Raw genomic sequence first — 11,477 nt, 5'->3', positions numbered from 1 at the left:
GTATAAGGGATTTGAGTAGTTTCTCTTAGAATGCCTATGATAGAATATATAAGGTGAAAGATAGCGATTGCAGATGTTAATTGATACTCAAATAGAGTGTAACAAAGAAAATAATGTGACGGAGTGTGAGAATCTTGAATGACGTTGTACAAGTTCCTGTTACAGATGTAAAGGGAATCGGAGGAGAAACATCTGAATTACTACACGAGATGGGAATTTATACAGTTTCTCATCTATTAGAGCATTTTCCGTACCGTTATGAAGATTATGCGATGAAAGATCTTGCTGAAGTAAAGCATGATGAGCGTGTAACAGTTGAAGGGAAAGTTCATAGTGCTCCGTTACTACAATACTATGGTAAGAAAAAATCACGTCTTACAGTTCGTGTTCTCGTCGGTCGTTATTTAATTACGGCTGTATGTTTTAATAGACCTTACTATAAGCAAAAGTTAAATTTGGATGAAACGGTAACGATTACTGGTAAATGGGATCAACATCGTCAAACAATTGCTGTATCAGAGCTTCATTTTGGATCGGTTGTTCGTCAACAAGAAGTAGAGCCTGTATATTCAGTGAAAGGAAAGCTTACAGTAAAACAGATGCGCCGTTTTATTGCACAAGCGCTAAAGGAGTATGGAGATTCTATGGTCGAAGTGCTACCAGATGGTTTGTTAAATCGGTATAAATTATTACCACGTTATGAAGCACTCAGGGCGTTGCATTTTCCGGTAGGGCAAGAAGATTTAAAGCAAGCTCGTCGCCGTTTTGTATATGAGGAGTTTTTCTTATTTCAGCTAAAAATGCAAACACTAAGGAAAATGGAGAGAGAAAATTCAAAAGGTACGAAGAAGGAAATCCCGTCAACAGAATTACAAGAATTTATCGATGCACTTCCGTTTCCGTTAACTGGTGCACAGCACCGGGTTGTAGATGAAATTTTAAAGGATATGACATCTCCTTATCGGATGAACAGGCTGTTGCAAGGTGACGTTGGTTCTGGGAAAACAGTTGTTGCTGCGATTGGTCTCTATGCCGCAAAATTAGCTCATTATCAAGGTGCTTTAATGGTTCCTACAGAAATTTTAGCCGAACAACATTATCAGTCGCTTGCGGAGACGTTTTCTCGTTTCGGTATGACGGTTGAACTGTTAACGAGTTCTGTTAAGGGTGCGAGACGTCAGGAAATTTTGGCGAGATTAGAGCAGGGAGAAGTAGATATCCTTGTTGGGACGCACGCTTTAATTCAAGATGAAGTTATATTTCATAGGTTAGGTCTCGTTATTACCGATGAACAGCATCGATTTGGTGTAGCGCAGCGCCGGGTTTTACGTGAGAAAGGTGAAAGTCCAGATGTATTGTTTATGACGGCAACCCCAATTCCGCGAACGTTAGCTATTACGGCATTTGGAGAGATGGACGTTTCTATTATCGATGAAATGCCAGCTGGTAGAAAGGTAATCGAAACGTATTGGGCAAAACATGATATGTTAGACCGTGTTCTCGGCTTTGTGGAGAAAGAGATAAAAAAAGGAAGACAGGCATATGTTATTTGTCCTCTTATTGAAGAGTCTGAGAAACTTGATGTACAAAATGCTATCGATTTACATAGTATGCTGACTCATCATTATCAAGGTAAGTGCCAAGTTGGATTAATGCATGGGAGACTATCATCTCAAGAAAAAGAAGAGATAATGGGACAGTTTAGTGAAAATAAAGTGCAAATTCTTGTTTCGACAACAGTTGTTGAAGTAGGTGTGAATGTACCAAATGCGACTGTTATGGTTATTTATGACGCGGAGCGTTTCGGTTTATCGCAGCTTCATCAGCTCAGGGGGCGTGTTGGGCGTGGTAGTGAACAATCATATTGCTTATTAATTGCAGACCCGAAATCAGAAACAGGAAAAGAAAGAATGCGTATTATGACTGAAACAAATGATGGATTTGTATTGTCAGAAAAAGATTTAGAGTTACGAGGTCCTGGGGATTTCTTTGGAAGTAAGCAAAGTGGTCTACCAGAATTTAAGGTTGCTGATATGGTACATGATTATCGGGCGTTAGAAACAGCGAGACAAGATGCGGCGATACTAGTTGATTCAGAAGCGTTTTGGCATAATGATCAGTATGCTTCGTTGCGTACTTATCTTGACGGAACAGGTGTGTTCCAGGGAGAGAAGCTCGATTAAAAGTAGTCTGCAAAAGTTTTTGTTGCATTCTACTTTTAATGATTATATACTACTGTTAGTACCTAGTCATAAAAATGGATGGTGCGGTATGAAAAAGAGAAGAAGTAAAAAAGAAAGACAAGAATTATTACAACAAACAATAGAAACGAATCCTTTTATAACGGATGAAGATTTAGCAGAAAAATTTCAAGTGAGCATACAGACTGTTCGTCTGGATCGTATGGAGTTATCTATTCCTGAATTGAGAGAACGAATTAAGCATGTGGCTACAAAACAACATGAAGAAGATGTGAAATCTTTACCGTTAGAAGAGGTTGTCGGAGAAATTATCGATATAGAATTAGATAGACATGCGATATCTATCTTTGAAGTAAAGGTAGAACATGTATTTAAAAGAAATCAAATTGCTCGTGGGCATCATTTGTTTGCGCAAGCAAACTCACTAGCTGTTGCAGTTATTGATGAAGAATTAGCTTTAACTGCAAAGTCTACCATTCGATACATTCGTCCTGTAAAATTAGGAGAACGTGTAGTTGCAAAAGCGCGCGTTGAAGATGTAGAGAATGATAAAGGACGGACGGTTGTCAAAGTGCGTAGCTTTGTTGGAGAAGAACTTGTTTTTACAGGCACTTTTGAAATGTATCGATCTAGTAATAATAGTGAGGAAGGTAACAACTTATGAAAATCGCAATAGATGCAATGGGCGGAGATCACGCTCCAAAGGCTGTAGTATTAGGAGCAATGAAAGCTATTAAGGAATATTCAGATTTACATATTACGTTAGTAGGGAAAGAAGCAGAAATCCGTCAATACTTAACGAGTGAAGAGCGAATTACTATCCTTCATACAGACGAAAAAATTGAATCGACAGATGAGCCAGTAAGGGCGGTTCGTCGAAAAAAACAAGCTTCAATGGTACTAGCAGCGCAGCAAGTGAAAGATGGTATTGCAGATGCTTGTATATCAGCAGGTAGTACAGGGGCTTTAATGGCAGCAGGATTATTTGTTGTCGGTCGTATGGAAGGAATTGAACGACCAGCTTTATCACCGACAATGCCAACTGTTGATGGAGAAGGTTTTGTTATGTTAGATGTTGGAGCAAACGTTGATGCAAAACCAGTTCATTTATATCAATATGCAGTGATGGGTTCTGTTTACGCAGAGAAGGTAAGAGGAATTAAAAACCCTCGTGTTGGACTTTTAAATGTTGGAACAGAGGATGGAAAAGGAAACGAGCTTTCAAAACAGGTCTTTGCTATGCTCAAAGATGCACCAATTAATTTTGTTGGAAACGTTGAATCAAGAGATTTATTGCAAGGTGTAGCAGATGTTGTTGTGTGTGATGGTTTTACAGGGAACGTAGCTCTAAAATCACTAGAAGGAACCGCGCTTGCGCTATTCTCTATGTTAAAAGAGCAATTAATGAGTTCGTTTACGAGCAAATTAGCAGCAGCGGTATTAAAACCAAAACTTATGGTATTAAAAGATAAAATGGATTATTCGGAGTATGGAGGAGCGGCATTGTTTGGATTGAAAGCTCCTGTCATTAAGGCTCACGGTTCTTCAAATGACCAATCGATATTTAGTGCGATTCGTCAAACGAGAGAAATGGTAGCGAAAGAAGTAATTCCTACAATTTCAAGTGTAATGGAGAAGGAGCCGCTTCAATAAGAGGAGGATTTGAAATGGGAAAAATAGCATTTCTTTTTCCGGGCCAAGGTTCACAGGCAGTTGGAATGGGTAGACAGTTAGCGGAGAATAATAACGAGGTTGCGAAAGTGTTTGCGAAAGCAGATGAGGTGTTGCACGATTCACTTTCAGAGGTGATTTTTGAAGGGCCGCAGGAAAAGCTTACATTAACGACAAATGCACAACCTGCATTATTAACAACGAGTTTTGCTATTTTGACAGCTTTGAAAGAGTATGACATTACACCTGATTTTGTAGCAGGACATAGTTTAGGTGAATATAGCGCTCTTGTGGCAGCTGGTGCTATAACTTTTGAAGATGCTGTATATGCTGTAAGAAAACGTGGCGAATATATGGAAGAAGCCGTTCCTGGTGGGGAAGGGGCAATGGCAGCTATTTTAGGTGCTGATCCAGATATGCTGAAACGAGTTACAGAAGAAGTAACAAGTGAAGGGTATGCAGTACAGATTGCAAACATGAATAGTACGAAGCAAATTGTAATTTCTGGAACAAATCAAGGGGTAGAACTTGCTTCTCAAAGAGCGAAAGAAAATGGTGCTAAAAGAGCAATTCCGCTTAAAGTAAGTGGACCATTTCATTCCTCTCTTATGAAGCCAGCTGCTGAGAAGTTTCAAAGTGTGTTAGATGAAATTACAATTCAGGATACGAATATTCCTGTTATAGCAAATGTTACAGCAGATGTTATTACACGTGGTGCAGATATTCAAGAGAAGCTAATTGAACAACTGTATTCACCTGTATTATGGTACCCATCTATTGAAACTATGGTGAAACAAGGTGTGGATATATTTATTGAAATTGGACCTGGAAAAGTACTTGCTGGGCTTATGAAGTCGATTGATTCATCAGTGAAAGCATATGCCATATATGATGAAGCGACATTAAAAGATACCATTTCAAATTTGAGAGGAGAAAACTGATGTTAAAAGGGAAAGTAGCATTAGTAACTGGTGCTTCACGTGGAATTGGTCGCGCGATTGCAATCGATTTAGCGAAACAAGGGGCAAATGTAGTAGTAAATTATGCTGGTAATGAACAAAAGGCGAATGAAGTAGTAGATGAAATCAAGAAATTAGGTTCAGATGCAATTGCGGTAAGAGCAGATGTTGCAAATGCTGAAGATGTTACAAATATGGTGAAACAAACAGTAGATACATTTGGACAAGTCGATATTCTTGTAAATAACGCTGGCGTAACAAAAGATAATTTATTAATGCGTATGAAAGAAGAAGAATGGGATACAGTTATTAATACAAACTTAAAAGGTGTATTCTTATGTACAAAAGCAGTATCTCGTTATATGATGCGCCAACGTCATGGTAGAATAATAAATATTGCTTCTGTTGTTGGTGTTGTAGGAAATCCAGGGCAGGCTAATTATGTTGCTGCTAAAGCTGGTGTAATTGGATTAACAAAAACATCAGCAAAAGAATTAGCAAGTCGAAATATAACTGTTAATGCAATTGCTCCTGGATTTATTGCAACTGATATGACGGACGTATTAGATGAAAATATAAAAGGTGAAATGTTAAAAGTTATTCCGGCTGCACAGTTTGGTGAAGCGCAAGATATCGCGAATGCTGTAACGTTTTTTGCTTCGGATCAAAGCAAATATGTTACAGGACAAACGTTAAATGTTGATGGCGGAATGGTAATGTAATAAAAGAATCGATTTCATCTAGTTTTTTTGGACAATATTTAATATAATATTTGAGGGGAGGTGAATGGAATGGCAGATGTTTTAGAGCGTGTAACAAAAATCATCGTTGATCGTTTAGGTGTAGAAGAAACTGAAGTAGTACCAGCTGCAAGCTTTAAAGAAGATTTAGGCGCAGACTCCCTAGATGTAGTAGAACTTGTAATGCAATTAGAAGATGAATTCGAAATGGAAATTTCTGATGAAGATGCTGAAAAGATTGCTACTGTTGGCGATGCTGTGACTTACATAGAGAGTCATCTATAATGCTTAAGTGAAGTCCCGTTATTTAGCGGGGCTTTCTCGGCTTATATCTGGAGGGACCTATGCCGTACCGAAAATATAGAGAAAAAAAATACGAAACAAAATATCGTGAAGCGTTTAAAGTGTTTCAAGAAAAGATAGGTATTACGTTTACAGATGAAAAATTATTGACTCAAGCATTTACGCATTCATCGTATGTGAATGAGCATCGAAAAAAACCGCATGAAGACAATGAGCGTCTTGAATTTCTTGGAGATGCAGTACTGGAACTTACTGTATCGCAGTATCTGTTTCAAAAATATCCGACAATGAGCGAAGGAGAGTTAACAAAACTACGTGCAGCTATTGTATGTGAGCCATCTCTTGTTCGTTTTGCAAATGAGCTGTCATTTGGAAGCCTTGTTTTATTAGGGAAAGGTGAAGAAATGACAGGTGGACGTGAACGACCAGCTTTATTAGCGGATGTCTTTGAAGCGTTTATTGGTGCCCTTTATCTTGATCAAGGGCTAGAAACAGTTTGGGGATTCTTAAAAGAAATTGTGTATCCGAAAATTAATGAAGGTGCTTTTTCTCATGTGATGGATTATAAGAGTCAATTGCAAGAATTGATCCAGCGTGATGGTAGTGGCAACATTGAGTATCAAATTTTGCAAGAAAAAGGACCAGCCCATAATCGAGAATTTGTATCACGTGTTACATTAAATAATGTAGCGTTAGGTCTTGGTAGTGGTAAGTCGAAAAAAGAAGCAGAGCAACAAGCTGCTGCAGAAGCATTGAAAAAATTAAAAGAACAACTATAAGGAATCCCCCTTTGAATAGGGGGATTCCTTATGCATAGAATGAAACTTTTCTTTTGTAAATAAATGAAAGGAAAGTAAATCCGTATTATAGCTTGGTTTCGTACAGACAACGTATATAACAACGGAGAATAGGAGGAAGACCTTTCGTGTTTTTAAAAAGATTAGAAATAGCAGGATTTAAATCTTTTGCTGAGCGTGTATCTGTCGATTTTGTTCCAGGTGTTACGTCTGTAGTAGGGCCTAATGGGAGCGGGAAAAGTAATATTACTGATGCAATTCGCTGGGTACTTGGTGAACAATCTGCAAAATCATTACGTGGTGCAAAGATGGAGGATGTTATTTTTGCCGGTAGTGAAACGAGGAGAGCGGTTAATGTAGCTGAAGTAACATTAACTTTAAATAATGAAGATCAACGTTTACCGATTGAATATAACGAGGTGAGTGTAACGCGCCGTGTATCTCGTTCAGGTGATAGTGACTTTTATATAAATAAACAATCTTGTAGATTGAAAGACATTATCGATTTATTTATGGACTCTGGCATGGGAAGAGAAGCCTTTTCAATTATTAGTCAGGGGAAAGTGGAAGAGATTTTAAGTAGTAAATCAGAAGAACGTCGCGGTGTATTTGAAGAAGCGGCAGGTGTGCTGAAATACAAACTTCGCAAAAAGAAAGCTGAAGGGAAATTAGCGGATACACAAGAAAACTTAAATCGTGTACAAGATATTATTCATGAATTGAGTATTCAAGTAGAACCGTTAGAGAGACAAGCTTCTATTGCGAAAGATTATCTCGAGAAAAAAGAAGAGTTAGAGAAAGTAGAAGCTGCGCTTATTGTACATGAAATTGAAGAATTGCATGAGAAATGGGAAGCGCTTCGAAGTCAGTTTGGGCATAATAAAAACGAAGAAGCTAAAATGTCAACGCATTTACAAAAAAGTGAAGAAGAGCTTGAGGAGTTACGTGGACAATTACAAGCGGTAGATGAGTCTGTAGATTCCTTGCAAGAAGTTCTTCTTCTTTCTAGCAAAGAGCTAGAAAAATTAGAAGGACAACGTGAGCTGTTAAAAGAGAGGAAGCAAAATGCTACGACGCATTGTGCACAACTTGAACAGTTAATTGTTGAATTGACAGAAAAAGCTAAAAGTTATGATGGTGAAATTGAATCAAGTACAGAAGTGTTAATGCAATTTGTAGATCAAGTAAAAGAATTGGAGAGAAATTTGCTTGATAATGAACAACTGCTTGCAACTTTTGCGGATAATTTAGAGGAACAGATTGAGAATTTAAAAGGGGATTATATTGAACTTTTAAATCAACAAGCTAGTCAGCGTAATGAATTATCTATGATTGAAGAACAGTCTAAACAGCAAAACTCTAAAAATGAACGTCTTGATGAAGAGAATGCGAAATATGTAGAAATGCGTATGGAAATCACAGCGAAAAAGACGAAACTTGTTGAAAGTTATGAACAAGTGAAAGAAAAAATAGCTGGTATCATTTCGAACATACAGAAAACAGAAGCGGCGCTCGGGAAATGTAAGGCGCAGTATAGTGAAAATGAAACAAAACTGTATCAAGCATATCAATTTGTACAACAGGCGCGCTCACGAAAAGAAATGCTAGAAGAGATGCAAGAGGACTATTCTGGTTTCTACCAAGGTGTACGTGAAGTATTGAAAGCTAGAGAAAATAGGTTGCAAGGTATCGAGGGTGCTGTTGCGGAACTGTTAACGGTACCGAAAGAATATGAAGTTGCAATGGAAATTGCTCTAGGTGCAGCAATGCAGCATATCGTTGTACAAACAGAGGAACATGCTCGTAATGCAATTGCATTTTTAAAGCAGAATAAACATGGACGTGCAACGTTTTTACCGCAAGCTGTTATTAAAAGTAGATCGTTATCATTTGAACAGTTACGTGTTGTGAATCAACATCCATCGTTTGTAGGAGTAGCGGCAGAACTTGTGCAGTACAATAATAAATACGAGAATGTCGTTTCGAGCCTATTAGGTACAGTTGTTGTTGCGAAAGATTTACGCGGTGCAAATGAATTAGCGAAACAATTACAATATCGCTATCGTATTGTAACACTTGAAGGTGACGTAGTGAATCCTGGGGGTTCAATGACTGGTGGAGCTGTAAAACAGGCGAAATCTTCTTTATTAGGACGTCAGCGTGAACTTGAAGAATGGACTAAAAAGCTCACTGATATGGAAGAAAAAACAACGAAGCTAGAAAACTTTGTTAAAGCAGTAAAGCAAGAGATTCAAGAAAAAGAAGTACAAATACGCGAACTACGCCAAGGTGTAGAAACTGAGCGTGCAGATGAACAAAAATTAAGAGAAGAAATTAATCAATTAGAATTAGAAGAACATCGAATTAATGATCGCTTATCTATATACGACTTAGAGATAGAAGGATTTTTACAAGATCAAGTGAAAATGCAAGGACGTAAAGGAGAGTTAGAAAAGATTTTAGCAACTCTTCAAGCAGAGATTTCGGAATTAGATAGCAAAATCGTCGCGTTAACGAAACAAAAAAGTGAGCAACATTCTTCAAAAGAAAAAGTTCAGAAGGAAATGACTGAGCTGAAAGTACAAGCGGCTGAACAACAACAACGTTTGTCTAATCAAAAAGAAAAAGTTGAACGATTAACGAAGGAAAAAGAAGAAACTGATACAACACTTGTAAAAACAAAAGAAGATTTAGCATTCTTAAAGCAAGAAATGACATCTAATTCAAGTGGTGAAGAACAAATTACGAATATGATTGAGAAAAAAGCATATGATCGTAATCAAACTTCAGAATTAATTCGCTCTCGCCGTGAACAACGTGTATCATTACAAGAGAGAGTGGAGCATTTAGAACGTAATGTGAAGGAAACGTTAGGCAAGCATAAATATATTCTTGAGTTGTTGAAAGATCAAGAAGTGAAAATTAACCGACTTGATGTTGAGTTGGAAAATAGATTGCAACATTTACGTGAAACATATACGATTTCATTTGAAGCAGCAAAACTGAAGTATACAATGATGATGCCTGCAGAAGATGCGCGTAAAAAGGTGAAATTAATAAAACTATCCATAGAAGAGTTAGGTACAGTAAACTTGGGTGCAATTGATGAATACGAGCGAGTAGCGGAACGTCATACGTTCTTACTAGAGCAACGAGATGATTTAGAAGAAGCGAAAGCGACATTGCACCAACTTATTACTGAGATGGATGAAGAAATGAAAAAACGTTTTTCCACTACTTTTGAAGGGATTCGAACGGAGTTTCAATCTGTATTTACTGAATTATTCGGAGGCGGTAGAGCGGATTTAGTAATGACGGATCCTGGAGACATATTAAATACTGGTATTGATATTGTTGCACAACCACCAGGAAAGAAATTGCAGAACTTAGGTTTACTGTCAGGTGGAGAACGTGCTTTAACGGCAATAGCGCTTTTATTTGGTATTTTAAAAGTACGCCCAGTACCATTCTGTGTACTAGACGAAGTAGAAGCGGCTCTAGACGAAGCGAATGTTGCTCGTTTTGCGCAATATTTAAAGAAATTTAGTGATGAGACGCAGTTTATTGTAATTACACACAGGAAAGGTACAATGGAAGAGTCTGATGTATTGTATGGTGTAACGATGCAAGAATCAGGTGTATCTAAGCTTGTTTCTGTTCGTTTAGATGACGGGGAAGAACTTGTGGCGAGTAAATAGGAAGGATGGGAAGCATGAGCTTTTTTAAAAAACTTAAAGAAAAAATTTCAAAACAAACGGATACAGTAACAGAGAAATTTAAACACGGATTGGAAAAAACGAGAAATTCATTTGCGGATAAAGTAAATGATTTAGTCTATCGTTACCGTAAAGTGGATGAAGATTTCTTTGAAGAGTTAGAAGAGATTTTAATCGGCGCAGACGTAGGGGTTTCGACTGTAATGGAATTAATTGATCAGTTGAAAGAAGAAGTGCAGCGCCGAAATATTCAGGACCCAAAAGAAGTACAAGCTGTTATTTCGGAAAAGTTAGTTGGCATTTATAAAGGTGACAGCGACTTTAGTAATGAAATCAATATGCAAGAAGATCAATTAACAGTTGTTTTATTTGTAGGTGTTAACGGTGTAGGGAAAACGACGACAATTGGTAAACTGGCACATAGATTTAAATCAGAAGGTAAGTCAGTCCTATTGGCAGCAGGAGATACGTTCCGTGCTGGCGCGATTGAACAATTAGAAGTATGGGGCGATCGCGTTGGTGTAGAAGTCATTAAACAAGGGTCTGGTTCTGACCCTGCAGCGGTAATGTATGACGCTGTACAAGCTGCAAAAGCGCGTAAAGTAGATGTATTACTATGTGATACAGCAGGACGTTTGCAAAATAAGGTGAACTTAATGAAAGAGTTAGAGAAAGTGAAGCGTGTAATTGAGCGTGAAGTACCAGGAGCTCCTCATGAAGTGTTACTAGTTATTGATGCAACAACAGGTCAAAACGGTTTAAGTCAAGCGAAAACATTCCGTGAAGCAACGAATGTTACTGGTATTGTTTTAACGAAGTTAGATGGAACTGCTAAAGGTGGTATCGTATTAGCAATTCGTAACGAAATGGATGTACCGGTGAAATTTGTTGGCTTAGGAGAGCAAATGGATGATCTGCAGCAGTTTGATCCAGAACAATATGTGTATGGTTTATTTGCAAATTTAGTGGAAACAGAAGAAGTATAAATGAAAGAAGCGGTATTACCGCTTCTTTTTCTATAAAAAATAAGTGATGTTAAGAAAAAAACTTGACACTCTTTTATACTCCATGTAAACTAATTGATGTAAAG

Annotated in this window: 9 protein-coding genes; all 9 read left to right on the top strand. The window is 37.8% G+C overall.

The window, feature by feature from the left end; translation table 11 throughout:
• Positions 1–134 precede the first annotated feature (134 nt).
• Positions 135–2,183 (top strand): ATP-dependent DNA helicase RecG, encoded by a 2,049-nt coding sequence (gene recG / locus MHB70_RS17560; RefSeq protein WP_061529570.1) that lies wholly within the window; start codon positions 135–137, stop codon positions 2,181–2,183.
• 88 nt (positions 2,184–2,271) lie between these two features.
• On the top strand, positions 2,272–2,865 hold the full coding sequence (gene fapR, locus MHB70_RS17555; protein WP_000747351.1) for a transcription factor FapR: 594 nt from the start codon (positions 2,272–2,274) through the stop codon (positions 2,863–2,865).
• Positions 2,862–3,854, top strand: coding sequence for a phosphate acyltransferase PlsX (plsX, locus tag MHB70_RS17550; protein ID WP_000684090.1), 993 nt, complete (start codon positions 2,862–2,864; stop codon positions 3,852–3,854). Before fapR ends, plsX begins: the two co-directional genes overlap by 4 nt.
• Positions 3,855–3,868: 14 nt before the next feature.
• Positions 3,869–4,813, top strand: a complete 945-nt coding sequence (gene fabD, locus MHB70_RS17545) for an ACP S-malonyltransferase (protein ID WP_061529569.1) — start codon at positions 3,869–3,871, stop codon at positions 4,811–4,813.
• Positions 4,813–5,553, top strand: coding sequence for a 3-oxoacyl-[acyl-carrier-protein] reductase (gene fabG, locus MHB70_RS17540; protein ID WP_000911780.1), 741 nt, complete (start codon positions 4,813–4,815; stop codon positions 5,551–5,553). Before fabD ends, fabG begins: the two co-directional genes overlap by 1 nt.
• Positions 5,554–5,622: 69 nt before the next feature.
• Positions 5,623–5,856, top strand: a complete 234-nt coding sequence (gene acpP / locus MHB70_RS17535) for an acyl carrier protein (RefSeq protein ID WP_000786062.1) — start codon at positions 5,623–5,625, stop codon at positions 5,854–5,856.
• Between the two features lie 59 nt (positions 5,857–5,915).
• A complete protein-coding gene (gene rncS / locus MHB70_RS17530) occupies positions 5,916–6,653 on the top strand; it encodes a ribonuclease III (protein WP_001146877.1) in 738 nt (245 codons plus the stop codon).
• A gap of 146 nt (positions 6,654–6,799) precedes the next feature.
• Positions 6,800–10,369 (top strand): chromosome segregation protein SMC, encoded by a 3,570-nt coding sequence (gene smc / locus MHB70_RS17525; protein ID WP_000479010.1) that lies wholly within the window; start codon positions 6,800–6,802, stop codon positions 10,367–10,369.
• Positions 10,370–10,383: 14 nt separating this feature from the next.
• The gene (gene ftsY, locus MHB70_RS17520) at positions 10,384–11,373 is read left to right on the top strand and encodes a signal recognition particle-docking protein FtsY (RefSeq protein WP_000007643.1); all 990 of its coding nucleotides are present in this window, start codon (positions 10,384–10,386) and stop codon (positions 11,371–11,373) included.
• Positions 11,374–11,477: the final 104 nt, after the last annotated feature.

The sequence above is a fragment of the Bacillus sp. FSL M7-1020 genome, assembly GCF_038050415.1.
GTDB classification, from domain to species: Bacteria; Bacillota; Bacilli; order Bacillales; family Bacillaceae_G; genus Bacillus_A; species Bacillus_A toyonensis.
Note: the sequence above shows the minus strand (reverse complement) of the source record. Positions and strands in the feature narration are given on the sequence as shown.

Coding starts and splice junctions, on each gene's coding strand:
- fapR (WP_000747351.1), top strand. CDS start 2,272: ATGAAAAAGAGAAGAAGTAAAAAAGAAAGACAAGAATTATTACAACAA.
- plsX (WP_000684090.1), top strand. CDS start 2,862: ATGAAAATCGCAATAGATGCAATGGGCGGAGATCACGCTCCAAAGGCT.
- fabD (WP_061529569.1), top strand. CDS start 3,869: ATGGGAAAAATAGCATTTCTTTTTCCGGGCCAAGGTTCACAGGCAGTT.
- fabG (WP_000911780.1), top strand. CDS start 4,813: ATGTTAAAAGGGAAAGTAGCATTAGTAACTGGTGCTTCACGTGGAATT.
- acpP (WP_000786062.1), top strand. CDS start 5,623: ATGGCAGATGTTTTAGAGCGTGTAACAAAAATCATCGTTGATCGTTTA.
- rncS (WP_001146877.1), top strand. CDS start 5,916: ATGCCGTACCGAAAATATAGAGAAAAAAAATACGAAACAAAATATCGT.
- ftsY (WP_000007643.1), top strand. CDS start 10,384: ATGAGCTTTTTTAAAAAACTTAAAGAAAAAATTTCAAAACAAACGGAT.